The organism is Devosia naphthalenivorans (assembly GCF_003056355.1).
Classification (GTDB): Bacteria; Pseudomonadota; Alphaproteobacteria; order Rhizobiales; family Devosiaceae; genus Devosia; species Devosia naphthalenivorans.
The window spans coordinates 1-26,019 of sequence record NZ_PYVW01000007.1; the positions used below are offsets into that span (position 1 = coordinate 1).

At 59.9% G+C, this 26,019-nt stretch carries 22 protein-coding genes and 1 pseudogene; 8 read left to right on the plus strand and 15 right to left on the minus strand.

Going from position 1 to position 26,019, the window contains the following annotated elements:
- Positions 1-412: 412 nt before the first annotated feature.
- Both C8264_RS10625 and C8264_RS22515 read right to left on the minus strand, forming a co-directional pair.
- The gene (locus C8264_RS10625) at positions 413-1,444 is read right to left on the minus strand and encodes an IS110 family RNA-guided transposase (RefSeq protein WP_108460963.1); all 1,032 of its coding nucleotides are present in this window, start codon (positions 1,442-1,444) and stop codon (positions 413-415) included.
- A gap of 13 nt (positions 1,445-1,457) precedes the next feature.
- Complete coding sequence (locus C8264_RS22515) at positions 1,458-1,730, minus strand: hypothetical protein (protein ID WP_245893111.1); 273 nt, start codon at positions 1,728-1,730, stop codon at positions 1,458-1,460.
- Here C8264_RS22515 and C8264_RS22520 point away from each other — a divergent pair.
- The 3 genes and pseudogenes from C8264_RS22520 to xth all read left to right on the plus strand — a co-directional run.
- Positions 1,699-1,965 (plus strand): annotated as a pseudogene (locus C8264_RS22520) (transposase family protein); the annotation flags it as partial. The gene C8264_RS22515 and the pseudogene C8264_RS22520 overlap by 32 nt on opposite strands.
- A gap of 112 nt (positions 1,966-2,077) precedes the next feature.
- On the plus strand, positions 2,078-4,012 hold the full coding sequence (gene ligD / locus C8264_RS10635) for a DNA ligase D (RefSeq protein ID WP_108460965.1): 1,935 nt from the start codon (positions 2,078-2,080) through the stop codon (positions 4,010-4,012).
- Between the two features lie 11 nt (positions 4,013-4,023).
- Entirely contained in the window at positions 4,024-4,794 is a 771-nt protein-coding gene (gene xth, locus C8264_RS10640; RefSeq protein WP_108460966.1) for an exodeoxyribonuclease III, read from the plus strand.
- 300 nt (positions 4,795-5,094) lie between these two features.
- On the opposite strand, the gene C8264_RS10645 is transcribed toward xth, so the two are convergent.
- From C8264_RS10645 to C8264_RS10690, 10 genes are all read right to left on the minus strand, one after another.
- Positions 5,095-6,129 (minus strand): NAD/NADP octopine/nopaline dehydrogenase family protein, encoded by a 1,035-nt coding sequence (locus tag C8264_RS10645; protein WP_108460967.1) that lies wholly within the window; start codon positions 6,127-6,129, stop codon positions 5,095-5,097.
- Positions 6,130-6,133: 4 nt separating this feature from the next.
- The gene (locus C8264_RS10650; RefSeq protein WP_108460968.1) at positions 6,134-7,255 is read right to left on the minus strand and encodes an NAD(P)/FAD-dependent oxidoreductase; all 1,122 of its coding nucleotides are present in this window, start codon (positions 7,253-7,255) and stop codon (positions 6,134-6,136) included.
- Between the two features lie 13 nt (positions 7,256-7,268).
- Positions 7,269-8,654, minus strand: a complete 1,386-nt coding sequence (locus C8264_RS10655) for a M20/M25/M40 family metallo-hydrolase (protein WP_108460969.1) — start codon at positions 8,652-8,654, stop codon at positions 7,269-7,271.
- An 18-nt stretch (positions 8,655-8,672) separates the two neighbouring features.
- Positions 8,673-9,542 (minus strand): ABC transporter permease, encoded by an 870-nt coding sequence (locus C8264_RS10660; protein ID WP_108460970.1) that lies wholly within the window; start codon positions 9,540-9,542, stop codon positions 8,673-8,675.
- A complete protein-coding gene (locus C8264_RS10665; protein WP_108461111.1) occupies positions 9,539-10,486 on the minus strand; it encodes an ABC transporter permease in 948 nt (315 codons plus the stop codon). The genes C8264_RS10660 and C8264_RS10665 overlap by 4 nt, the downstream gene beginning before the upstream one ends.
- A 62-nt stretch (positions 10,487-10,548) precedes the next feature.
- Positions 10,549-12,048 (minus strand): ABC transporter substrate-binding protein, encoded by a 1,500-nt coding sequence (locus C8264_RS10670; protein WP_245893064.1) that lies wholly within the window; start codon positions 12,046-12,048, stop codon positions 10,549-10,551.
- A gap of 73 nt (positions 12,049-12,121) precedes the next feature.
- Positions 12,122-13,210: an ABC transporter ATP-binding protein gene (locus tag C8264_RS10675; protein ID WP_108460971.1), complete on the minus strand. Its 1,089-nt coding sequence runs from the start codon at positions 13,208-13,210 to the stop codon at positions 12,122-12,124.
- The gene (locus C8264_RS10680; protein ID WP_108460972.1) at positions 13,207-14,196 is read right to left on the minus strand and encodes an ABC transporter ATP-binding protein; all 990 of its coding nucleotides are present in this window, start codon (positions 14,194-14,196) and stop codon (positions 13,207-13,209) included. The genes C8264_RS10675 and C8264_RS10680 overlap by 4 nt, the downstream gene beginning before the upstream one ends.
- A complete protein-coding gene (locus tag C8264_RS10685; protein ID WP_108460973.1) occupies positions 14,193-15,332 on the minus strand; it encodes an NAD(P)/FAD-dependent oxidoreductase in 1,140 nt (379 codons plus the stop codon). Before C8264_RS10685 ends, C8264_RS10680 begins: the two co-directional genes overlap by 4 nt.
- Positions 15,333-15,491: 159 nt before the next feature.
- Complete coding sequence (locus C8264_RS10690; protein ID WP_245893104.1) at positions 15,492-16,163, minus strand: GntR family transcriptional regulator; 672 nt, start codon at positions 16,161-16,163, stop codon at positions 15,492-15,494.
- A 165-nt stretch (positions 16,164-16,328) separates the two neighbouring features.
- Between C8264_RS10690 and C8264_RS10695 the strand changes: the two genes are divergently transcribed.
- Both C8264_RS10695 and C8264_RS10700 read left to right on the plus strand, forming a co-directional pair.
- A complete protein-coding gene (locus C8264_RS10695; RefSeq protein WP_108460975.1) occupies positions 16,329-17,486 on the plus strand; it encodes a pyridoxal-phosphate-dependent aminotransferase family protein in 1,158 nt (385 codons plus the stop codon).
- Positions 17,487-18,001: 515 nt separating this feature from the next.
- Positions 18,002-18,334: a hypothetical protein gene (locus tag C8264_RS10700; RefSeq protein ID WP_108460976.1), complete on the plus strand. Its 333-nt coding sequence runs from the start codon at positions 18,002-18,004 to the stop codon at positions 18,332-18,334.
- Between the two features lie 76 nt (positions 18,335-18,410).
- Here the strand turns inward: C8264_RS10700 and C8264_RS10705 are convergent, their stop codons facing one another.
- Complete coding sequence (locus C8264_RS10705) at positions 18,411-18,818, minus strand: hypothetical protein (RefSeq protein WP_108460977.1); 408 nt, start codon at positions 18,816-18,818, stop codon at positions 18,411-18,413.
- Positions 18,819-19,133: 315 nt separating this feature from the next.
- Here C8264_RS10705 and C8264_RS10710 point away from each other — a divergent pair, with 315 nt between their 5' ends.
- Genes C8264_RS10710 through C8264_RS10720 form a run of 3 tightly spaced genes read left to right on the plus strand, consistent with a single transcriptional unit; the run spans position 19,134 to position 21,947 of the window.
- Positions 19,134-21,083, plus strand: coding sequence for a thiamine pyrophosphate-binding protein (locus tag C8264_RS10710; protein WP_162783573.1), 1,950 nt, complete (start codon positions 19,134-19,136; stop codon positions 21,081-21,083).
- 45 nt (positions 21,084-21,128) lie between these two features.
- Complete coding sequence (locus C8264_RS10715; protein WP_108460979.1) at positions 21,129-21,584, plus strand: hypothetical protein; 456 nt, start codon at positions 21,129-21,131, stop codon at positions 21,582-21,584.
- Between the two features lie 3 nt (positions 21,585-21,587).
- A complete protein-coding gene (locus C8264_RS10720) occupies positions 21,588-21,947 on the plus strand; it encodes a hypothetical protein (protein ID WP_108460980.1) in 360 nt (119 codons plus the stop codon).
- Between the two features lie 31 nt (positions 21,948-21,978).
- Here the strand turns inward: C8264_RS10720 and C8264_RS10725 are convergent, their stop codons facing one another.
- Positions 21,979-23,328: a sigma-54-dependent transcriptional regulator gene (locus C8264_RS10725; RefSeq protein WP_108460981.1), complete on the minus strand. Its 1,350-nt coding sequence runs from the start codon at positions 23,326-23,328 to the stop codon at positions 21,979-21,981.
- Positions 23,325-25,175: a sensor histidine kinase gene (locus C8264_RS10730; protein WP_108460982.1), complete on the minus strand. Its 1,851-nt coding sequence runs from the start codon at positions 25,173-25,175 to the stop codon at positions 23,325-23,327. Before C8264_RS10730 ends, C8264_RS10725 begins: the two co-directional genes overlap by 4 nt.
- Positions 25,176-26,019: the final 844 nt, after the last annotated feature.

The window sequence follows — 26,019 nt, forward strand, 5'->3', positions numbered from 1 at the left end:
GAAACACGTTTTTGGCCAAGTCCAACCCAATGATGCTAACCTCGTTCATGGACGCCTCCTCTGTAGCGGTTCTCGACACCGCAACTCTGGCACATAAATGCCGTCGGGGGGCGTCCACCCCATCGGCGTCGGATAAGGGCTCTGACTCATATGTGGAACGGCCCGGTTAGCAAGGTATTCTTCGCGTAAGTTTCCTTCGGACGGTGCAGTCATATGTCCGGCCTGTCGACGCGGTCACCGACCGTTGGCCACGATGATATCCGCGATGCTGGTTGCCTAATCAATTTCGCGCGCTCGACGGCGCAGTGAGTCAGACGGTCTGGTCAGCATCGAGCTATCGTCTCTCGGGTTCATCACGCGTTGGCACCTTGCCGCTTTATTCCAGCGTTGGGACGCCGGAATTCTTTTTGATCTACGCTTTCGCCATGATCGCTGGGGCTTGATAGATGCCGCCCTTGACGAGCAGAGCCCAGATCGTCCGGGCAATTTTATTGGCGAGCGCGACAGCTACGACCTTGTAGGGACGCCTCGACAGTAGCGAAATGACCCACGACGGCAGAAGCGCTCCTCTGCGTGCCTGTTTCAGGATTGATGTCGCGCCGACGATCAGCAGTGTTCGCAACTGCTTGTTTCCGCGTTTTGATATCCGGCCAAGCCGTTCCTTACCGCCGCTCGAATGGGCCTGTGGGGTGATCCCGATCCAGGCGGCGAGATCGCGACCCGTTCGGAATCCTGCTGGATCCTGGATGGTGGTCCGAACGGTCGCGGCGATGATTGGCCCGACACCAGGAATACTGGTAAGGCGCCGGGCGGTCTCGTCGGCTTTCACCGCCGCAACTATCTTTCTCTCCAGCTTTTCGATGCGCGCCGTCAGCATCTCGATCTGCTCAGCCATCTCCAGAAGTGCTGCTCGGGCCGCAGGTGGAAGACGGGTATCTTGATCATCGCGTAGAACGAGGATCAGCTTGGAGATGCTGGTCATGCCTGTCGCCGCGACAATACCCAACTCGGCCATGTGAGCGCGCATGGCGTTGGCTGTCTGGCTTCGTTGGCGGATGAACAACTCGCGGGACTTGAGGACCATGCCGGCAGCCATTTCTTCAGGCGATTTAATCGGCACGAAGCGCATGGTAGGGCGCGTCACAGCCTCACAGATCGCCTCGGCGTCGGCCGAATCGGTCTTGTTGCGCTTGACGTAAGCCTTCACGTAAGCCGGCGGCATCATCCTCACCGTGTGCCCGAACTGGCTGATGGCGTTGGCCCAGTAGTGTGAGCTCGCACAGGCCTCAAGCCCGACAAGGCATGGTTCGAGGCTACGAAAGAACTCCAGCAGCTGTGACCGCCGAAGGGCTCGGCGAACGATGACGCGGCCATCTTCGGCGATGGCGTGGACCTGAAAGACCGATTTGGCCAAGTCTAACCCAATCGTGGTGATCTTCTCCATGGAATAGCTCCTTCTATAGCGTGGCGGTTTGCGCCCCCATGATATGCACCTTCGCTGTCGTTTCGGAGGGCCGTTCCACACCATCACTCTCGATAATATTTACTGGCGAAGTGGTGCTGTTTTCGAAGAGGAAGCAGCAGGCGATGAATATGCGGATCTCGTCCTTGATCCCGGCAGGACTGGTCGTTGAGAGCACAATCGAGACAGAAACGAAGATCGTCGTTCTGGCGCGGGCGGCGGAGCCTGAGGGGCTTTGCCCGCTGTGCGGAACTCGCTCGAGACGCATTCATAGCCGCTATCTCCGGGCCGTTTCCGACCTACCTTGCGCCGGTCGCCGTGCTGAACTTCGCCTTATGTCCCGGCGGTTCGTTTGCGGCGCGCCATTCTGCCGGCGAAAGATCTTTGCTGAGCGCTTTGCCGATGGCGTTGTGGCTGAACGATCACGACGGTCGTCGAGGCTGGAGTGCATCGTTCATCATCTGGGGGTGGCCCTCGGTGGCAGCGACGGTTCTTCAATGTCGGTCGGGCCGTCAGGTTGCGTGTCCTGAGCCACCCGCGGTGACAATTTGACATTCTTGAGTCGGAACTGATTCGTCGGTGCCGACTTGAGTCGCCGATGTACCTGAGTTCTCCATGCCGGCCCTAGAGTCCGCACCTCGCCCAAAGCGGCGGCGCCGCAGGGACTCAGAATCTACCTCTCGCCACCCCCTCGCCTCGTTCCGTCATTTCCAACTCTGCACCCTGACCAACAGCATCCCGACCGGCGACAATTGGCTGTTTGAGATGAAGTTCGACGGCTATCGGGCGCAGATCGCCATCTCGGGATCAGAGGTGAGGGTCTACACCCGCAACGGGCACGACTGGACCAAACAGTTCAAGGTGATCCTTGAGCCACTGCGCACCCTTACCAGTGGATCCGTGTTGTTGGACGGTGAGATCGTGGCCATCGACAATGCCGGACGTACTAACTTCAGCATGCTCAAGTCCGGCATAGCGGCTGGCATTCCTTTGAAGTTCTATGCCTTCGATATCCTTGAACAGGACGGCGAGGATCTGGCCCCACTTCCATTGTCCGAGCGCAAGGATCTGCTCGAGAAACTGCTGGGCGAGCGCAGGCCGCAGGATAGCCTGCAGTACTCGAGCCACGTGGTAGATGGCGAGGCCATGTTCGAGGCGATGTGTGCCGGCGGGCATGAAGGCATGATCGCCAAAAAGGCCGACGGGCGCTACATCGGCGATCGCACCTCCGGATGGCTCAAGATCAAGTGCACCAAGCGTCAGGAGTTCGTCATCGGCGGGTGGCGTCCAAGCGATACCGGCAAAGGCATGGCCTCCCTGATCCTGGGCACCTTCGAAAAGGGCCAGTTTGTTTACCGCGGTCGGGTGGGCACCGGTTTCAGCGAGGCCATGCGAGGTAAGATCCTCAAGCAGATGGAAGCGCTGCGCGTGCAGAAGCCTGTCTTTACCAATGTGCCACGAGACATTGCCCGCAAAGCCTACTGGGTGCGCCCAGAACTGGTGGCCGAAGTCGCCTACGCGGAGATCACACCTGACGGTTCACTGCGCCACGCCAGCTTCCAGGGACTTCGGGCAGATAAACGGGTCGGTCAGGTCGTGCTTGAGCGGCCTGTTGAGGAAACAACCGGCACCCTCCTTGATCCTGCTATGGGTGCAGAGATCGCCGCGGCTGTGGGTGTAAAACTCTCCCATCCCGAGAAGCTGATGTATCCGGACACGGAGATCACCAAGGCGCACTTGGTCGCCTATTACGCCGCGGTGGCCGATCGAATGCTGCCGCACATTAGGGATAGGCCGCTTTCCCTGGTGCGCGATACCGATAATGATCTGTCCAGGACTTTCTTTCAGAAGCACCAACTTCCGGGCATGCCGAAGACGCTCAAGGCGGGCGAGTTGCAGAAGATGTCGGGCAAGACCAACCGCATCCTGTGGATCGAGGACCTCTCCGGCCTGATCGGCGGGGTGCAGATGAATACGCTGGAGTTCCACGTCTGGGGGAGCGAGCGCCATGAGCCTGACCTCCCAGAGCGCATGGTGTTCGATATCGATCCCGATGAGGGGCTCGGCTTCGAGCACGTCAAGCAAGCCGCTTTTGATATCCGCGATATCCTGGGTGCCCTTGGCTTGAAGTCATGGCCGCTGGTGTCCGGCGGCAAGGGCGTGCATGTGGTGGTGCCGCTCCTGCCGGAGGCCGATTGGGACGAGGTTAAAACCTTCTGCCAGAATTTTGCAGAACTGCTGGCGCGAACCGATCCACACCGGTTTGTCGCCAACATGAGCAAGGCCAGGCGGCAGGGTAGGATGTTTATCGACTATCTTCGCAATGGCCAGGGTTCCACGGCGATCTGTCCCTGGTCCACCCGTGCCCGCGCCGGCGGCACCGTTGCCGTGCCGGTGACCTGGGACGAGTTGGAGCAACTCGATCGTGCCAACACCTTCGACATCTTCGTGGCCGCCGATCGAGCGCAGGGGCCAGATGCCTGGGCCGGCTATTTCAAGACGGAGCAAACGCTCACCAACCGCATTCAAGAGGTCATCAGAAACCACTGAGGGCTTTGGCAATGAAGGTCGCCACTTACAACGTCAACGGCGTCAATGGCCGGCTTCCTGTGCTTCTGCGGTGGCTGGAGGAAGCTCAACCCGACGTGGTTTGTCTGCAGGAGCTCAAGGCACCCGTCGAGCGGTTTCCTCTCTTGGCTATCGAACAGGCTGGCTATGGTGCCATCTGGCAGGGCCAGAAGAGCTGGAATGGCGTAGCGATCCTCGCGCGCGGTGCGACGCCGATCGAAACCAGGCGGCGCCTTCCGGGAGATGAACTGGACCTGCACAGTCGATATCTTGAGGCCGCTGTCGACGGTATCCTGATCGCCTGCCTCTATCTGCCCAATGGCAACCCCGCTCCCGGCCCTAAGTTCGACTACAAGCTGGAGTGGTTCGAGCGGTTAATCGCCCATGGCCAGGGATTACTCGATAGCGACCTGCCGGTGATCATGGCAGGTGATTACAACGTCATGCCCACCGATCTCGACGTCTACAAGCCCGAGCGATGGTTGGGCGATGCCTTGTTCAGACCGGAGGTCAGAGAGGCTTACCGCCGTGTCGTTGATCAAGGTTGGACCGACGCACTCCGCTCGATTCATCCAGATGAGCGCATCTATACCTTCTGGGACTATTTCCGAAACGTCTATGGCCGTGATGCGGGTCTGCGGATCGACCACCTGCTGCTCGCCCCAGCTGTGGCCAAACAATTGGCCTCGGCCGGTGTGGATCGCCATGTCCGCGGCTGGGACAAATCCAGTGATCATGCGCTAACATGGATAGTGCTGAAATGACACGTTGGTCGCTCCCGCGTTACGACGAAATTCCAAAGCTGGCCTCAGGAACGGCTGGCGTGTGCTGCAAGAATGTTGCTAGACGCGCTAAATGTCTGAGAAGGATCGAAAGTCGCTGTCTGGCATAAAGCCTTCTCCTCGGCAGGTTCGCCCCCCTTCCGGTCATCTGGTACTTGAGAAATATCCCGATAGCTGACCTTCCGTTGCCCTCCCAATACCGGCAGATTCAAAATTTTGCTCGATATATGGGAGACCTGTGTCGTTGAGAAGGCTCGCAACCGTGGCAGAACAAACCTCCCGTCACGCGATGTAGGAGACCAGCGAGGCGACGTCATCGACGAGATCGTTCTCCCGAGCGAAGTCTCGGCCATAGAGGGCGGAAAGTAGCGACAGACCCGCTTGATGCAATGCCATGTCAACACCAAAAGCCCGACCGAGGTTGACCAGGGGGGCCAAGCCATAGGGTGCATCTTCGAGCACGTACCGACTTTGCTCGGTGGTTGGGCCAAGCTGCCCCTTTCCCTCGGTCCTGATATTCACCGCCATCGCTTGCAGCGGTTCAGCCGGGAAGTCATAGGTTCGACTATAGTGTTCGGCCATGCTGCGGACCGAAACGCCGAGTCTGTCGGCGAGGGCCAGACGTTCGCCGTCGAGCCTTTCGAGTAGGCGCGCGACCCCCGAGGTCAGGTTCTCACTCTGCCCCCAGGTCTCCGCGCGCTCCATACGAGTGAAATTTGTCAGCGCCAGTGCTAGATGCGCCTGGGGATTGATGTTGGACAGGGAGATCGAAAGCAGGTTCGGACGAATGTCAAAATGATCGCCGAACGCGGCGCGGCAGCGCGCCACCGCTTCATCGGCATCGACCGGCAGGGCCGCCATGTCGACCGACTTGCGGATGGTGTTGATGCGAACGCCCGATGCGCCGACCTGACGTGAGCGCAAAAGGGTCGTCCCCCAGGCCAGGATGGGGTTGGATTTTCCGGCCTGGCGCAGGCGCTCGGCAAGGGCGAAACCGCCGAGTACGGGCTGGGCATTGATGATCACCACCTGTCCAAGCACGGCATGGTGCGCGACTTCATCATAGACCATGCGCTGGCCATTGGCCGGAAGGGCGATGAGGATCAGATCGGCGCCGGCCATGGCCTCGGCAGCGCTGTTGGCCACAAGGGGGCGGAATTCTCCGGCGATCTCACCTTCGACGGTCAGGATCCCGCCGCGAAAACCAGCCGTGCTTTTGCCCGACGGGGACCAGATGACCGCTTCATGCCCGCACGTGAGCAGATAGGCAGCGCTGGCGCGGCCAACAGCGCCGGCCCCAAGAATGGCAATGCGCATGAGCTTAGTCCTTGAAGAAACGGGTCAGGCGGAACTCGGCAAATTCCGTAACGTCACGACCATGGACGAGCTCGGCGGTGACGCCCTCGCCGATAAAAGCTGCCAGTGTCACGCCGCTATGGGTCACCGTCACATAATAGTTGGACAGCGCCGGATGCGGTCCGATGGCGGAATAGCCATCCTTGGGAATGGGGCGGATAGCGGTGCGGACAGCCTCGACTTGCACGCCCTCGAGCGCCGGCATCAGTTGTTTGACGCGGGCCAGCAATTGCTGCGCCGCCACGTTGGAGGGCACGGGATTTGCATCGGCCGGCACTTTCTTGTCGATGTCGTTGGCGCGGAGCAGGATGCGGCCGGCGCCATCCGGACGGCAATTGACCAACGGGGTCCTCAGGCCGTGGCGTAGGCTGGTATCGCAACTCGCGGTATAAGCGATGAGCCCGACTGTCGGGGCCAGCGGCAGCTCGTATTCGGCCTTGCCGGCCGCTTCATTGGCCCAGCGGCCCGAGCTGTTGATCACAAAATCGGCCTCCAGCGTTTCGCCATTGGCAAGCTGAACGCCAACCGCCGCGCCATTGCGTGTGAGGAGGCCGACAACCTTGCCCTGGAAGAGTTTGAGGCCAAAACGCTGGCGCGCGGCGAGCACCATGGCGCCGGCATAAACCGGACCGTCGAGCCAGCCATCCTCGGGATAGTAGAGCGCGCCATCTTCGTGAAAGGTGTCGAGATCGACATCGGGTTCAAGCTCGGCCAGGGTCTGCCTGTCGATGCGCTCTGCCGGATAGCCCCATTCGGTAAGGCGTTCGAGCTTGTCGAAATCGCCTTCATCGAAGCCGGCAGCCTCGGCGCCTGCATCCTGCCACTGGACCACGCCGGGCCGGTGCAGCCAGTTGGCGCCCTTGAACTCGTCGGCGATTTTGCGGTGGCTCTTCACGCCGGCCAAGTTGAGCTCGAAATAGGCCCGCGAGGTCAGCTTCTCGCAAGCATTGACCCAGGCATAGCTAGTGGACGAGGTGCCGCTGCCAACACGCCCGCTCTCGACCAGGGTGACGTCTGCGCCGGCTTCCGACATCCGATAGGCGATCGACGACCCGATGACGCCGCCCCCGATTACGATGGCTTTCATGGCTGCAATCCTCCTACTTGCTTTCGTTCCAGACACGAGCGAGCTCGGTCAGCATCAGCGGCCAGCACACGATGCCTTCCTTGATGCTGTTTATCGCATAGGATTCATTGGGCGCGTGCACGCCATCGGCGGGCAGGCTGAAGCCGAACATCAGCGTGTCGATGCCGAGCAGTTCCTTTATAGTAGAGGTGATCGGCGAGGTGCCGCCGCTGCGGACCCGAACCGGCGTCTCGCCGGTGATTCCACGCAACACCCGGTCTGCTGCGACCACCAGCGGGCTATCTTCGCTCAGGCTATAGGCCGGCGCCCCGCTGCGATCCGACTGGATTTCTATGCTCGTGCCCTTGGGCGCATGGTCCTCAAGATGGCGGATGACGGCGGCCGCGGTCTCCTTGGGATCTTGTCCGGCGACGAGGCGGATGGTGATCTTGGCGTGGGCAGAATTAGGAATCACCGTCTTTGAGCCCGGGCCGGTGTATCCGCCCCACATTCCGTTGATTTCCAGCGTTGGCATCAAGGTCAGGCGCTCGATGGCCATATATTCAGGGTAGCCATGGGCGGTGCCGCCGAAGCTTGCGAAGAAAGCCGGTTCGTCCATTTTCAGCTCGGCGGCGTGTTGACGCTGCTGCGGTGTCGGTTGCGCCGCTTCGGGCAGGAAGCCGTCCACTGCGACACGGCCATCCTCGTCGTGGAGGCTGGTCAGCAGACGCGCCATGTCATGCAGCGCATTGCGCGTTGTGCCGCCGTAACGACCCGAATGGAGATCTCGTACTGCCGAGGTTTTCAGCGTCACTTCGAGCGCATTTACGCCGCGGCAACCGACATTGATGGCGGGCCAGAAACCGTTGCGGCCGCCATCGGCTGATAGTACCAAGTCCGCCTTGAGGAGATCGCGATAGCGCTCGAAGATTGCCGGCAGCGACACCGCACCAACCTCTTCCTCGCCCTCGAAAAGACAGCGGATATTGAATGGGAAACCGCCTTCAATACTGAGATAGGCGCCGAGACTCTCGATTGCGATAGTGGAGGAACCCTTGTTGTCGGAGGCGCCGCGGCCATAAAGACGGTCGCCCTTGCGAGTGAGGACGAAGGGTTCACTCTCCCAGGCGGGAAGCGGATCAGGCGGTTGTACGTCATAGTGTCCATAGACGAGCAGCGTCGGCTTGCCAGGCGCGTGCAGCCAATCGGCATAGACGGCCTTGTGGCCGCCACCGTCGAGGAGTTGCACGTTTTCGAGGCCGATTTCGCCCAGGCGGTGGATGAGGAATTCGCGTGCCGCCTGCATGCCCGGTTCGAACTGTGGATCGGCGCTGACGCTGGCGCAGGCGACATACTGCCCGAGCCGGTCGATGATGGCTTCCAACTGCCCACCCAGGTGATCGGCTACGCGGTGTGACATCGGTTACTCCTAGTTAAATCAGTGGTCGCGTGGGTCGAGCGCATCGCGCAGGCCGTCGCCGAGCAGGTTGAAGCCCAGGACGACGAGGAAGATCGCCCCACCCGGGAAGATCGACATCCAGGGGGCCTGTGTCATGAAATTCTTAGCCGTGTTGAGCATCGAGCCCCAGGATGGGTTGGGCGGCTGCTGGCCGAGACCCAGGAACGAGAGGCTCGCTTCAGCGATGATGGCCGTGGCGATGGTGATAGTCGCCTGTACCACCACCGGGGATAGCACGTTGGGCAGGATGTAGCGCATGATGATCAACCCATGCGGCAGGCCGATGGCTCTTGCGCCTTCCACATAGTCCTCGGTCTTGACCGCCAGCACCTGACCGCGCGTCAGGCGCACAAATATTGGGGTGGCTGCAATGCCGATGGCCAGCATGGCGTTCATCAGGCTCGGCCCGAGCGTCGCCGCAAGCGCAATAGCAAGAATAAGGGAGGGGATAGCCAGCAGCGCATCGATGACGCGGGAGATCGCGCCATCGACAAGGCCGCCGAAATAACCGGCGACGAGGCCCAACGGCAGCCCGATAGCGAGAGCAATGGCAACAGAGACGACGCCGGCCATAAGCGATGCACGAGCACCGAACAGCAACCTGCTGAAAATGTCGCGACCGATCTCGTCGGTGCCCAGCAGAAATTCAGCCGAAGGTGGCTTCCGTACGCTGGTAAAGGCCGAGGCGAAGGGGTCGTGGGTCGCGAGCAGAGGAGCGAAAACCGCAAGTACGACGAAGAAAATGACAATGGCGCCGCCAACGAGCGCTCCGCGATTGCCGGCGAGCTTGCTGAAGCCCCGGAAGCGGCGGCGCGGCGCAACGATTTCGATCTGCGAGGCCAGGGTCATTGTGGGTGCCTCAGGCGTGGATTGATGACGATGTAGAGCACGTCGGCCAGGATGTTCATGGCGATAAAGCCGATGGCGGTGAAGAGCACGACCCCCTGCACCACGGCATAGTCGCGGGTGAAGACCGCATCGACGATCAGCTTACCGAAGCCGGGGATGACGAAGATCTGTTCGGTCAGGACAGCGCCCGCGAGGAGGTCTCCGAAGAGCAGCGTCGAAAGGGTGACGATGGGCATGAGCGCATTGCGGAGGGCATGCCTGATGATCACGGCATTGCTGAGCAATCCTTTGGCCCGAGCGGTGCGGATATAGTCGGAACTGAGCACGCTGAGCATGGCGCTGCGCGTATGGCGCATGAGATAGGCAGCTACTGCCGTGGACAGCACGAACCCCGGCATCAGCATGCTCTTAATCGACAGCCAGAAATCCAGGGTGATGGGCACATAGCCAGAGGCGGGCAGGATCTTCCAGCTCACCGCAAAAACCATGATCAAGATGATGCCTAGCCAGAAATTTGGCACGGACATGCCCGACAGGGCGACCGCATTGGCGGCATAATCGACCATCGTATTCTTTCGCACCGCGGCGATGACGCCGGCAGGAATACCGATCAGCAGGGCCATAATCATGGCCATGCTCGCCAGCTGCACGGTGATCGGCAGCTTTTGTAGGATCATCTGGGTCACTGGCAGTCCGGTACGCAGCGAACTGCCGAAATCGCCCTGCAGCACGTTGCCGACCCAGGCGAGATATTGCAGTGGGATGGGGTCATTGAGGCGGTATTTTTCGCGCAGGAACTCGACGACCTGAGGGTCGGATTCCTCGGCCATCATCGTCTGGATGGGATCGCCGGGCAGTAGGCGCTGCAGGCCGAAGATGATCATCGAGAGGATGATCAGCGTCGGCAAGGCGAGCAGAATTCGTCTGACGATTAGCTTGAGCACTGCGTCGGGGCCTTTTTTGGAAAGCGACGGGCGGCAGCGGAAGCCGCCGCCCGTCAAGGTCATTATTCCTTGGTCTTGAGCCCGGCGAGGCGCAGCACGCCATCGGCATAGGCGACGAAGCCGTCGAGCTTGGCGCTATAGGCCCAGGTGCGCGGGGTGTAGTAGAAATAGAGCGCCGGCAGGTCTTCGGCGGCGACCTTCTGGGCCTGGTCGTAAAGTGCTTTACGCTCGGTAACATCATTGATGACGCGGGCCTTGTTGAGCAGGTCCGTCAACTCGTCATTGCAGTACTTGCCTACATTGCCGGCGCTGCCGCAGGCGAGGTAGCGATGGAAGTTTCCATCGGGATCGATACGCCCCGAAGCGCCGAACTGGCTGACTTCGAAATTGCCGGCTTCGCGCTCGTCGACATAGGCGGCAAATTCGGTGGGGCGCAGGGTGATGTTGAAGCCTGCTTCGCTGGCCATGGCCTGCACCAGTTCGAAAAGCGACTGCATAGCGCTGTTATTGGCGTAGAGAATCTCGAACGAAACCGATTCATGACCAGCTTCGGCCATCAGCTGCTTGGCGCGTTCGATATCGCGTTCGCCGCCGTCAAATTCGGGATTATAGGCCCAAGATGCGGTCGAGAACGGCTGGTAGGCCGGGGGATAGGTGCCCATCCCGAGCACATCGTTGAGCACGTTGCGATCGATAGTCAGGTTGAGGGCTTCGCGCAGGCGCTTGTCTTGGTTGATCGGCGATTGCGAGCGGTCGCCATTGCCCATGTTGAAGTTCACGCCATAAAAACCGAGGCCGGTGACGATGTCGAAGACCAGATTGCTATCCGCCTTTATCGTTTCCATGTCGGCGGGCGCCGGACGCTCGATGATGTCCAGATCGCCGGACTGCAGATTGGCCAGGCGAACGGTGGTGTCCGGGATCGGGCGATAGATCACCTGGTCGAAATGGTAATTGTCGGCGTCCCAGTGGTCGGCGAACTTTTCCATGACGATGCGATCGTTCTGGATACGCTCGACGAACTTGTAGGGACCAGCGCAGACGAGGCCACCTTCGCCGGCCGTGTCGAACGTTGCGGGCGAAACCATCATGCCGGCGCGATCGGTCAAGTTGGCGAGGAAGGCGGCGTCCGGCGCCTTGAGGGTGATCGCGACCTGAAGATCGCCGAGCACCTCAATGGAAGCGATCGAGGCTAGTTCGGCCTTGCGATTGCTTTCGGGCAGAGTGAGCGCGCGCTCGAGATTGGCCTTCACCGCCTCGGCATTGACCGGGGTGCCGTCATGGAACAGCGCGTCGTCGCGCAGATTCATGGTCAGAACTGTGTCGCCCTCGGACCAGCTCCAGTCGGCCACTAGACGCGGCACGATATTGAGCGAGGTGTCGATGTCGAAAAGCGCATCACACAGCGGGCCGAAAACCATGCGGCCAACAAAGGTATTGCCGCGATGGGGATCTAGAATATCGGGATCATCCTGCAAGGCCACGTTGAGATCGGCCGCCGAGGCCGCGGTTGTTGCTAGCAATCCCATCAGCATTGCGCCAAGCACTAATTTTTTCATCATAGTTCTCTCCTGTTCTCTTGTTTCTCCGGCCGTCGCAACGGCCTCCCCTGGAAGTCATTCTTGGCGCCAGCCCTCACTGGGCACCTTGCTTTCTTTCTGCCTGCCGGGCGCGATAGAGCCCCAGGCGCAGCTCCAGCGCCGAGCGCCGTGTTGTCGCCACTGGAAGACTCACGCCGGCAGATTGGATTTCCCGCCAGAAATGGCAGGCAACGAAGCGTCCCTCGCCGGCGGCTTCGAGCGCCGGATGTGCCTGAGAACAAAGCGGGCGCGCATGCGGGCAGCGCGTGTGGAAGCGGCAACCCGAAGGCGGTGCGGTGGGGCTCGGCAAGTCCCCCTGCAGCAATTGCCGCTGGCCGCGCGCTGCGGGATCGGAAACCGGGATCGCCTGCAAAAGCGCCGATGTATAGGGGTGAAGCGGAGCCTCATAGAGGTCATCGGCCGGCGCCAGTTCCACCACTTCGCCCAGATACATCACCGCCACACGGTCGCTCATGTGGCGAATGACGGCGAGGTCATGCGCAACGATCACCAGTGTCAGGCCAAAATCGTGCTTCAGTTCGCCGAGCAGATTGACTACCTGGGCTTGGATCGACACGTCGAGCGCGGAAACCGGCTCATCACCGATGATGAGCTTGGGATCGCCAGCCAGAGCACGGGCAATGCCGATGCGCTGGCGCTGGCCGCCCGAAAACTCATGTACATAGCGGTCGCTCCAGTCGGCACGCAGGCCGACCGTGCGCATCAGCCGATCGACTCGATCATCGACATCCTTGCCGACGGCAAGGCGATGGAGGCGGATCGGTTCGGCGAGGATCTGCCTCACCGTCATACGCGGATTGAGCGAAGCAAACGGGTCCTGGAAGATGATCTGCAGCTCGCGGCGCAGCCGGCGCATATCCTTCTGCTTGAGCGCCGTAATCTCGGTGCCTTCATAGAAGACGCTGCCCGAACTGGGCTCGATCAGCCGCAGCAGCAACCGCCCTAGGGTAGATTTGCCGCAGCCCGATTCCCCAACAATGGCCAGGGTCTCGCCGCGGCGTACCGAGAGGGAAACAGCGGTGACGGCATGAACCAAGGTTGACTGGTTTATGAAACTTGCCGGATGGCCGAAGCGCTTGGTGATCTCTCGCGCTTCCAGAATGATATTCCGCCCGCCACTCATGCGGCCCTCACATGTGCTTCAAGGGGCGCATACCAGCATGCGACGCGATGTCCGGCCTTGGGTTCATAGTCGGGAGGCACCTCGTCCATACAGCGCTGATCGGCAAACGGGCAGCGCGTAGCGAAGCGACAGCCCCTAGGCATGTGCTCGAGCGGAGGGACGGAGCCTTCGATGGTGGCGAGCGTGCTGCTACGGCGGCCAATCGATGGGACCGAGCCAAAAAGGCCCAATGTGTAGGGATGTTGCGGATCGGAGAAAATATCATCGACGGATCCGACCTCAACGATGCGCCCGGCATACATGACGGCCACGTGGTCGGCGACCTCAGCCACGACGCTGAGATCGTGCGTGATCAGGATCATGGCCGTGCCGGTCTCGGCCTGCAGGCGGCTGACTAGTGCGAGGATCTGAGCCTGGATGGTCACGTCGAGTGCCGTCGTCGGCTCGTCTGCAATCAGCAGCTTGGGTGCGTTCGCCAGCGCCATGGCGATCATGGCGCGCTGCCGCATGCCGCCCGAAAGCTGGTGCGGATATGCATGGAAGCGCTTTTCAGGCGCCGGCATACGCACGAGGCCAAGCATTTCGAGCGCCCGCGCCTGCGCGGCATCCCTGGACACCGGCTTGTGGCGAAGAATACCTTCGACGATCTGCTGGCCGATGGTCATGGAGGGATTGAGCGAGGTCATCGGCTCCTGGAAGATCATGGCGATGTCATTGCCACGCAAATCCGCCCGGGCCCGCTCCGACAGGGTGAAGAGGTCCTTGCCATCGAAGCGCGCCTTGCCCCCCGTGATACGGGCTGGGGTCGTCGCCAGCAGACCCATCAGCGCCAGCGAGGTGACGCTCTTGCCGCAGCCTGATTCACCCACAAGGCAGAGTGTCTTGCCCGGCTCGACGGAAAAGGAAATGCCGTCAATGAGATCGATCTTGCTTCCGAAGCCGAGCGAGAAGTTTTCGACACTGAGGAGCGGCTCTGTCGTGGTCATGCAGCAGCCTTGAAGAAACGGTCGGGCCGAAAAGGCGAATACTCAGGTGCCGGGCGCCCGTGGAGGATTTCGTCGCGCAGAGCGAGGCCGATAAAAGCGCTGGTGTTGATGCCCCCATGGGTCACCGCGACCCAGTAATTGCCCAGACCGGGAATGGAGCCGACACAGGGCAGGCCGCCTTGCGGGATGGGTCGAATGGCCATTCGTACAGCTTCAGCCTCGACGCCGCGAAGCGAGGGGACGAGCTCGCCCAGGCGACGCGCCAGTTCGCGGGCCGCAGGGTGGTCCGGCTGCGCCTTGTCCTGAACAGAGAGCGTTTCATCGAGATCATTGGCGCGCAGCAGCAGTCTGCCGCCGCCGTCACTGCGCACATTGACCGTAGGACTCCGCAGAACCCTATGGATCGCAGTACCAAGTGCAGGCGTGTAGGCAATGAGGCCCTGGGTCGGGGCGAGTGGAATGGCTACATCGGCACTTCCAACAACGTCATTAGCCCAGCGGCCGGCACAGTTGACCACGGCATCGGCTGCTAGAATTTCCCCGCTCACAGTTTCGACGCCAGTAGCCTTGCCACTGGAAACCAGCAGCCGGCGAACCGGTGTGTGAATTCGGAGATCAAGATTGAAGCATTTGACCGCTGCTTCGATCAGCGTCGCGATCATGATCGGCGCCTCGACATATCCGTCTTCGGGATAGTGGATAGCAACACCATCAGGGCTTAGGGCATCGGGTCTCAGGCCAGGCTCGAGCCGACGCAGCTCGTCAGCGCCGATCGCTTCGGCGGGATAGCCCAACGCCCGAAGGCGAGTGAGCTTTTGTTCGTGCGGCCCCTTGCTCAGCGAAAGTCCTTCATAGCCGGCCTCTAGCCACTGGATGACACCCGGGCGGCGATACCACGTACCTCGCTCCCCAAATTCGGAGACGAGCTCGCGATGCGCAGCCACACCAGCAAGGCTGAGGCGATAGTAGCTATCTGAATCAATCTTCTCGCAGGCACTGACCCAGGCAAAGCTGGTCAGCGACGTACCTTCGGCAATGCGCCCAGCTTCAGCCAGCACAACCTTCGCGCCCGCCTCGGATAGCCGATAGGCAACGGCTGCACCGATCACACCTCCGCCTATGACAATCGCCTTCATGGAGCCTCGCTAGAATGCATTAGCAAGGACAGAATGCCCAATTATGAATTCAACTCAAGAGGAAATCTCAAAGTGAATGCAATTTTGACGTCCCGAGGGGCAGAATGCGTAGGAGCACATTTTTAGTGCAGTTAGTTCCCACAGCTCAGGCCTCGTCACTCACGGATGATTGCCGAGATAGCGCAAGGCTGCTACGCGCTTGTTCTGGAGGTGACGGAATAGGATATCGCTGAGCTCCAACCCGGCCCTACGCTGCAAGGCCTCAAGGATGTGCTCGTGCTCGCGCATTGCCTCGCCCCACCGATCCTTGTGATTCTCGCGATTGGCATTGTAACGCACGCGCTGTAAGCGGCTGGAAAAATTGGCGTAAGTATTTGCCAATATGGCATTTCTTGCCGCAGCAACAATCGCCAAGTGGATTTTCTGGTTGAGTGCAAAATAGGCCGGCAGGTCGCGTCGCATATAGCTGGCATACATGTCGTAATGCAGCTGCTCGATGCCCGCGATCTCGGCATCGGTGATATGTTCGCACGCCAGCCGCCCCGCCAGCGCCTCAAGCCCCCCCATAACCTCGAACAATTCTCGAATATCGTTCTCATCAAAGGCCCGGACCCGCGCGCCCCGATTGGGGAGAAGTTCTACAAGCCCTTCTGCAGCAAGCACCTTAAGGGCTTCGCGTAGCGGCGTGCGCGACACACCCATGGTCTCGCATAGTAGGCGTTCTGGGATGCGCGCGCCGTCGGGCAGGTTACCCTCCACCAGGTAGCGGCGCAAACCGACGAGAATTTCGTCATGTAGGGAGCCGCTCGTGCCGGTTAGCGGCACCAGCATGGTCACCTCGCTCGCCTCCGTCGCATCATCCGCTATCGCCATCGCAATCCTCGTGATTTGCCTTGTCATTCATATCACCGCTCATATCGAATTCAAAATTCTTGTTATCGAAGAAAAATGAATGCAAAATGGCTTGAAGAATGACGCAAGATCGCAAGGCGCATCATGAACCAGCATTTCGGCCAACACTTCCTACAAATCCCCGGCCCCAGCGCGGTGCCTGACCGCGTGCTGCGCGCCATCAGCATGCCGGTCATCGACCACAGGGGGCCGGAATTCGCGGATCTCGCCAATATGGTACTTGCCGGCATCAAGCGCATCTTCAAGACTGAGAGCCCGGTGCTGATCTTTCCCGGATCGGGTACTGGAGCTTGGGAATCGGCGGTGGTCAATCTCCTTGCTGAAGGCGACAGGGTTCTGATGGTCGAGACCGGCCACTTTGCTACTCAATGGCGCAAGCTGACCGAAAAAATGGGCATCGAGACCGAGTTCATCGCTGGCAACTGGCGCAACTGGGCCGATCCCGAACAGATCCGAGCGCGCCTGGCTGCCGATACCGGGCACAAGATCAAGGCCGTCATGGTCGTTCACAACGAGACCTCAAGCGGCGTTGTCAGTCCTATCAAGGCCATTCGCGAGGCGATCGATTCCGAAATCCATCCGGCCCTGCTGCTGGTCGACGCCATCTCTTCGCTCGGCTCACTGAACTACGAGCACGATGCCTGGGGCGCCGATGTGACGGTCACCTGCTCGCAAAAGGGTCTCATGCTGCCGCCGGGCCTGGCATTCGTGGCCCTTTCCCCCCGGGCTATCGAGCAGGCTCGTACCGGCGGTTCGCGCCGCTCCTATTGGGACTGGGCCGAGATGATCGAGCTTAACCGAACCGGGTTTTTCCCCTACACGCCTGCGACCAACCTCCTCTATGGCCTCAAAGAGGCCATTGCCTTGCTCGAGGAAGAGGGCCTCGCCAATGTCTTTGCCCGGCACGATCGGCTCGCTGCTGCCGCACGCGCCGCGGTCAGGTCCTGGGGGCTGGAAATTCTCTGCGAGAACGAGGCGGCCCATTCCTCGGTGCTGACCGCTGTCGTAATGCCGGAAGGACATGATTCCGACATGTTCCGCCGACATGTCCTTGCCAAGTACAACCTGTCCCTCGGCCAGGGACTAACCCGCCTCAAGGGCAAAATCTTCCGTATCGGGCATTTGGGCCAGTGCAACGAACTGGTATTGATGGGGACCCTGTCTGGCATCGAGATGGGCCTTCGCGATCTCCAGGTTCCCCACGTGTCCAGAGGGGTTAGTGCAGCCATGAGCTGCCTATAGACTGCACCCAAGGTGCTATAAGGTACGAGCGGGAGTCCTCCACTAGTGGACGGTTAGGAACGTATCGGGACGAATGAAGGCTTGTTCCAACTGTCCAGTAGCTCGTTTGGCGGCTGGCCATATTCGAAAGGAGGCTTGCAGATTTTTGGTCGGCAACGCGCTCAGTTAGGACATTCGGGCGGTGTTTGCGGTGCCCGTTAGCTGCCGTTGCTGCCGCGGTCATCCCAGACTTTCGGGCGCCCATCGGCAGCCGAAACTCTTCAGGATTTCCGACAGTCCGCTTCGGGGAAGGACCGACGATAAGCAGACGAATTCTAGTAGTCGCTTGCTGGCTTTGGCGCAAAGAGCGGCTTCGCTGGCTCTGTGCGCATCTTGGCAGCGGCCTTTGCTCCATTACACCCGCATCAGTGCAATTATGCTGGAAACTTGGCGTCAAGCAGACAGTGAGTCGAGTATCGGGCGGACAGGGGCATCGGCCGATTGATCGCCGGCGCTTCAAGCTATAATCTGTTGATATGCGCACACTCGTCGTCATGGCCGTTCTTGTCACCTTTTCGCTTCCGGGCGTGGCGCAGTCATTTCCTGCAGGAAGCTATCTCTGCACGGATGCCAACGGCATCGAGCTTGGAACGATGGCTGTGCTTAAATCCGGCGAATACCAGTTAAAATCGAGCACCATGGAATCAGGAGAGGGACACCTCGGACCTTACGGTTCAGTCGTAAAGCCGACAGGCGGCCCTTTGGCCACGATCCAGAGTTCGGGCACCCATAAGACCGACGTTGATCGTCGGACGGTGTTCGAATTTACCTCGGAGTACGGCAGGATACGGTGCGCCGCGGCGCAGTAATTTCGTATCTGCTGGGTCTCGAGCGTTAGGGCCGGCAAGGGCGCCGACCCGCATTTTGTCTTGCAGGCACTTGGCCTCAGTTGGGGACAGCGGGTTCCTCTGCGCCAAAACCAGCTTCGCCATTGGCGCCGGCCTGCACAAGGCCCGACTCGATGCAGGCTTGAAGGTCGATGTCCGAGAAATCAGTCGCTTCGGGCTCCCCTTTCCTGGCATCGGCTGGCGGCTCATCGGTGGCCACTTCGCCTTCAGTAGCTCCACCACCAGCCTGCGCCTCGACTTCCTCTTCGCTGGCTTGCAGGTCGGTTTCAGGCGACCCGGTGTCCGCAACAGCCGTATCGGTGCTGAGCTGAAAGCAATATTCCTCAAGCTGGGCAACCTGATTTGCAGGAACGTCCCTCCCGTTGATGGTGACCTGTGCCAGGGTGGGGGCGGACATGGCGATGGCAAGCGTGATTGTGGATGCAGCAAGAACTGTACGGTTCATCAAGACTCTCCTCGGGTGAGTGACGGCGCCGGTCGGGCTTTTTGCCTCTCTGCGGCACTTGGAAAACCGTCGCCGCTCCCCTCGGTTGCGCTCACTTGTCACTAGTGCCCGATGAATTTCGCTCTTTTGGGATGGTTCGGTAACACCATCGCTATCCGGTGTTACCGAACCCACCCAAACCGCTCCTTGATCGCTCAAAAACCGGCTCGACGTACTGTGTGATGCGTTGCACGCGACCATTTGGGCGCTTCTATTTCCTTAGCGCGGATAGAAGCGGGTGACCGCCGCCGTAGCCTTATTGGAGGAGAGATGTCCATGTCTTCGAAAGAAACCGGGTCGAACGACGAGCCCATGAAAGCGTCGCGGAGGAGTTTCCTTAAATATGCCGCTGCCGGTGCAGGGGCTGCCGCAACCTCAGCTGGGATGGCAGGTAATGCCGCCGCTCAGGAAGCGGAGGCCGAAGTTGCCCCGACAGTTCCCGCGGAGATTGCGGACCGCAATGCGGCCCCTTTGCCGAAGATCGAGTTCCCAATGACCGGCGCAAACCTATTTGGGCGCGCCTGTGCCGCAGAGGGCGTGGCCGCTTTGTTTTGCTGCCCCGGAAACTACAACATTATCCATGCCATTGCCGATCAAGGCATTCCTTCCTATTCGGGCCGGCACGAAGGTGCCATGACCAGTGCCGCTGACGCCTTCATCCGCGCGACTGGCGAGCTTGCTGTGGCTTCGGGCACAGAGGGGCCCGGCTTTACCAACATGATCTCCGGGCTGGCGGCGGCCAATTCGTCGCGTACTCCGCTTCTGCTTGTCGCCAGCAACATGCGGGTGTCCATGGATGACACTGAATCAGCAATTCAAGTCATGCAGCAGCAGCCTTTGACGACTGGCATCAAGAAATACGGCAAGCGGCTGATCACGCCCGAGCGGCTCGCAGAATATGTCGGCTATACATTCCGCCAGCTCAAGACCGGCATTCCGGGCCCAGTCCACATCGACTTCACCGCCGAAGTTTCAAATCACGAGATCAAGAGCGAAGCCGAGCTTGGCTACTATGGCGACAGCGGTCTTTATCGCACCGACTCGCGGCCGGCCCCGTCGACGACGGACCTCACTAAGGCCATCGACCTGATCAATGCCTCGCAGCGCCCGATGATCGTGGCGAGCACCGGTGTGTTCTATTCCAAAGCCTGGGACGCCTTGATGTCACTTGCCGAAAAGGCTCAGATTCCCGTCGTGGAGTCCGGACCGACCATGGGCAAGTTCCCCCACAATCATCCGCTTTCGGCCAGCGCCGCTCCGGATGCGCTGCCCAGCGCCGATCTCGTCATCCTCGTTGGTCAATATTGTATGCCATCGGCTGGCGAGTACGCTTTCGGGCCGGAGGCGAAGTACATCCGCATCCAACCCGAAGCCCTCGACATCGGTCGCAACATGCCAATCAATGTGGGCATCGTGGCCTGTGAAAAGCTGGCGCTGGAAGCGCTCGCCGACATGGTCCGCAAGACCGATCGAGCGTCCTGGATCAACGAAATCGCTGCGGCGCGCAAGAGCTTCCAGGCCCAGAACGACGAGTACTACCGTATCGGCAGCGGCTATACCGATGCTGTGCATCCGGCGGTCATCGCCAAGGAACTGGGCGATTTCCTCTATCGTGGTGAGCTTGCCCCCGAACAAACGACAGTGGTTGCAGGCGGTTTCGGTATTGCGCGATACACCCGTCGCTATCTCGAAGCGCACCGTCCTGGCCAGGTCATCAACGGCGCCTATCAGTTCGGCTCGATCGGACCCGACGTTGCCTATGCTGTCGGTGTCGGCGCTGGCGTACAGCAAGGGGCCGGCGTGCAGGCCTCGGTAAAGGGTTCGCCCATCATCAACATCACCGGCGATGCTGGCTTCGGCTTCACTGGCATGGAACTGGAAACCCAAGCCAAGTACCGCCTCCCGGTAGTCAACATCGTCTACAACAACAATTCATGGGGAACCTGGTACAGCAGCCGTGACCTGCCGCGCGGTGCCCAACTGCACCTTTTCCAGGAGAACCTGCGATACGACAAGGTGGCCGAAGGCCTTGGTGCGCATGGCGAATATGTCCAGACGCCGGACCAGTTCCTGCCAGCGCTTAAGCGCGCCTACGAGATCGCAGCCGAGGAAGGCATCCCCTCGGTCATCAACTGCCAGGCCAAGAAGGAATTCTGGATCCGCGAGCAATATGAACCGGGTTTCCTCGGAAAGGTCGAACCAGGCGTCATGTCCTACTACCACTAACACGATAGGAGGCGGCAACCGGCAAGCCCGGTTGCCGTTCAGACAATGATTGCAATGACAGTTCCAGAAGTGCTGCAAACTTACGTTCAGCGCGGCGTGTTCCAGGATTTCCGCCCGGCGGCTGACAAGAAGATGTTCGACTTTGTCTGGCTCAACTACCAGCGCATGCGGGTGCAGTGGCAGCCGGCCCAACAGACGATCTATTTTCGGGATGTGATCCCAAATGTCGCTGCCCGCTCCAAGATGGACCAGGAAATCCGCGCGTTTCTGAGAGGGCGCACCACAGCAGACTTGCCGGAGCATCGGCGCGTCGACCCCGATGCGTTCGATCTCGTCTGCGAAAATCGAAAGTCTCAAATGTCGGTAGGTATTCGGCTCAAGACGGGGACCGAAGAGGAGGGGACGCGCCAGCTCATGGCGGTGATGCACGAGACCTTTATTTTCCTTCACCAGAGATGGCCTGAATACATGTACGAATCCTTCGGATCACCCTTGGAGTAGGTCATGACCAATCGGTTTCTTGTCGTCGGTGGTCTCCTTTTGGCCGCGCTTTCTGGCCTGCCGTTGCTGAGCACGGGTGCTCTCTCTCAGAGCAAACCGGCAGATGCTGCGGAGACCGCCGAAGATACCACCGAAGAGGCGCTTAGTCGGGAGGATATGAGTGCAGCGCCGTTCCCCCCCGGCCGCTACGCAGGCGTCGTCAAACAGGTCTGCACCGAGTGCCACATGGGCCAGGTCGTGACCGATCTGCGATACAATCACGAAGAGGCCGTGCGGTACTACAAGGTGATGGTGGGTAGTGACGTCGAAAGCGAGCAGGCCAAGCAGGTGATCGAATATCTATCGACCACGCTGGGTCGCTGAAAACTGCCGCCCGTTTAAACACGGGCGGCAGCTATTCTGTTTCTTCCGAATTCTGGTCGCGATGATGCAGGCCATAGCGCCGCATTTTTTCGTAGAGCGTCTTGCGCGACACCCCAAGTGCCTCATAGACCGCCTTTAGTCCATCTGGATGCGCAACCAGCGCTGCCGCGATCAGGTTGCGTTCGTAGCGGGCGACTTGATCGGCCAGAGTCAAGGTATCGCCACTGCTCTGCTCGTCATCGATCCAACTGAGGCCGAGCAACCGGCGCTCCGCTTCATTTCGCAGTTCCCGGATATTTCCCGGCCAGTTTCTCTCCGCCATCGATGCAATCACTTGCGGCGGAACATCTACTGCCTCGGTGCGATAGCGATTGGCTGCCTGATCGATCAGTTGCAGGAACAGTAGCGGAATATCGGCCCGCCGCTCCCGGAGCGGCGGAATGCGCAGCATAACGGCGTTCAGGCGGTAGAAAAGGTCACTTCGAAAGTGGCCCTCGGCAATTTCTTTCTCAAGGTCCGTCTTGCTCGCCGCGATAAATCGCACATCAAGATCGATCAATTCGTTTGAGCCGATCCGGCTGACCTGGCGCTCCTGCAACACCCTGAGCAGCTTTGCCTGGATGTCTATCGGCATGGAGCCCAGCTCATCGAGCAGGATTGTGCCACCACGAGCATGTTCGAACTTTCCGAAACGTGTGCGCAGTGCCCCGGCGTAAGCCCCGACTTCGTGGCCGAACAATTCGCTTTCGATCAGGTTGACTGGCATCGCCGCGCAGTTGATCGCCACAAAGGGCTTATTGGCGCGCGATGAGTAGTCATGGATCGCCCGTGCCATGACTTCCTTGCCCGTCCCGGTTTCACCGATAATCAGCACGTCCGCATCGGTGCTGGCGATAGCGCGTATCTTATACCTAAGATCGACCATCTTCTGGCTTCGCCCCACCAGACGAAGTTCGAGGTCGTCTCCCGCATTGCGGGTCGATGACCGCAGACGCCGATTCTCCAGCACCAGTTTGCGCCATTCCAGGGCGCGAGCCACCGTGGTCAGCAACTCGGATGTCGGGAACGGCTTTTCAAGGAAGTCGTAGGCCCCGTCCTGCATCGCCCGCACCGCGAGTTGGACTTCGGCATGTCCGGTCATCAAGATGACAGGAAGTTCTGGATCGATCTCACGGATGCGCTCGAGCAGTGTCATGCCGTCAAGGCCGGGCATTCGGATATCGCTGACGATTGCACCGGAAAAGCCAAACCCTACAAGTTCCAACACCGGTGCCGCAGTGGGGAAGCCCTGGACGGCGAAGCCGGCCAGTTCCAGCGCCTGGATCAAGGCGTTCCGCGGACCATCTTCGTCATCGACAAGCAACACGCTGCCACGGCTCATGACACGATTGCCTCCCTGGCCGCGATTGGTTGGTTGGCGAGGCCGGCGGGCAATGTCACGGTAAACACTGCACCGCCCTGTTGATGGTTGCAAACGCTCAACTCGCCTCCGAAATCCCTGATCACGTTGAAGGAAATGGAGAGGCCAAGGCCAAGACCTGCGCTCGAGCCAGTACCCTTGGTGCTGTAGAATGGATCAAAGACGCGCTTTATCCGGTCCGCCGCAATGCCCGGCCCACTGTCGTGGAATGAGATGGCGACGCGATCACAATCGAGACGGGCAGTTATCATCACGCGGCGCTCTTCGCAATTTTCGACGGCATCGGCGGCGTTGCTCAGGATGTTGACGAAGACCTGCGCCAGGCGCACCAGGCCCGCTTCAACCAAAAAGCAGGATGGCACATGGACAGCAAGTTCGACATCGGCTTCCTTGAGACGCGGACTGATGATTTCGATCGCGTCGTTAAGCGCAACAGCAAGTTCGACGGTGCGCACTTTACCCGTCGGGATTCGGGCAAAGCTGCGAAGTTGATGGCTGATTTTTGACATTCTGTCGGCCATCGCAACAATGCGCTTGAGCGTCGATGCGGCCTCTTCCTGCCGATCGAGTTCGACCAGGATGATCGCACTGTCGGCATAGGCGCGAATAGCGGTGAGCGGCTGGCTAAGCTCGTGCGACACGGCTGCTGACATGTGGCCGACCGCCGCCAGCTTTCCCGCCTGCACCAGTTCTGATTGGGTTTGGCGCAGCGCCTGTTCGGTGGCGATGCGTTCCTGGACTTCCTTTTCCAGCACGGTCTTGGCTTCGTGCAGGTCCGCTGTTCTCGATTGCACCTTTTCTTCGAGTTCCCGCTGCGCCAGGCGTTGTACTTCCAGATACTGCGACATGCGGGTCCGCCGATGATGCAAAATGACTAAGCCGCCTGCAATCACGGCCTCAGCTAGCAGCAGCGCGATCGTTACGAGCGTCGCCTGGTTCGCGGCAGCCTTGGTGTCGGACAGGACGTGCACGATCCAATGCGTTTCGGTCATCGGCGCCGACACGGCCACGAACTCTTGAACATTCTCGCCGCGTCGGACCGACAGCAGTGTCTCCTCGTCGTCCTGCCTTCGGGAAACCGCGGGCAAAGGCTCAATGGAAATGCCAGAATATTGTTTCGATGCCGCAATCTCTGCCGTTGTGGCCTTATCGAGGGGCTCAAGTGAGCGGAAAAGCCATTCGGGCTCGCTTGACATGAAGATGACACCATCGTGGTCGGTAACTATTACTTCCTGCTCGGCGCCTCCCCAGGCGCTCTCCATGGTCTCGATATTGACCTTGAAGACGACGACTCCCTTGATGATGTTGCCGACGCGAACGGGCGAGGAAAAATAGTATCCTCGCTTCAACGAAGTGGCGCCCAGGGCAAAGTAGCTTCCCCTTCCGCCTTTCAGTGCCGTCTGGAAATAGGGTCGGAAGCTGAAGTCGTCCCCGACAAAGGAAACGTCGCTGGCGTAGTTGCTGGCCGCGATGGTGATGCCGCGTAGGTCGAGAACATAGATGTCGGATGCTCCCAGCAACGCGTTGGTCTGGTAAAGAGCGCGATTGGTTTGGTCGATCAGGTAGATGTTGTCGGTGTCTTGCACCAGTTGCTCAAGCAAATCATCCTGAGCCAAGAGCTCGGGAAGCTTTTCGTATTGATGCACCATGCCCAACATGCTTGCCACCGATTGCCGCAAGGTCGTTAGGCCTCTCGAGGTGGTTTGATCAAGGTAGATCGGCCAGACGTACCACTGCGCGGTCAAGGCTGTCAGCAGGATCGATAGGCCAACCAATGCGGCAAAGAGCTTCCATCGGAACTGAGCCAACAGAACCGGTTCCTCCCTCGTGGCGTTTTCGCCTTTGTTACCGAAGTCATAACGTGAGAAAAAGCGCTCGGCCAGTAGAACATTAGTCTCGACTTTTCACGTCCACCGATGGGCTTGGTTCGGGGGCGATGTCACCGTTCCGACCGCGTACGGATCGTGTGCGGGAAAGAATGTGCACACCGAACGGCAGAGATTGCGCTTCCGCGCCGTGGAACCCTTGACTTCTCCTTGCCGCTTCGTTTTCGCGCCGTAGCTCGCCCAGAGCACGGGCTGTACCTGGGCCATGAGCAGGAAAGCATGCCACGGTTAGAAGGAACTCCCTGACGCTTCGGGTTGACCGCTGCTGTGCGGTCTGACCCAGGCGCCCACTGCTTAAATGTCCAGTGCCGTGCGGAAACCGAGCGAGCCATTGACGGGCTCGCTGCGCCGCCCTGAAGCGAAACATCTGAACTGTTCATCCTAAGCGCACATACGCGATTATGGACCTGAAAATGATGTCTGCTTTTGGCCATGGCCAAAACAAACCGCGATGACCGAATGGGGGTCGGCATCTGCCAATGTCCGATGCGGGGCCTAACGGCAGCTATTCCGAGCTGGTCGCCTGAAAGCTGCCGGACTGCTGTCGGCCCCTTCTCTGCCGCTTGATCTATCACGAGCCGTGTGATTCCCCGACACTTTGTCCCCTCGCGAGTTGGTGTGACCTCACCGAACTCGGCTGATAGGACAGCTGATGGAGCACACTAACGCCAATGGCCATAAACATCAGGATTTAAAGGCTTTTCCAGAGAAGGTGTCGGAGAGAGAGGGAGTCCGGTGAGCGACCAAGCTGCAGATTTGGTCAGCC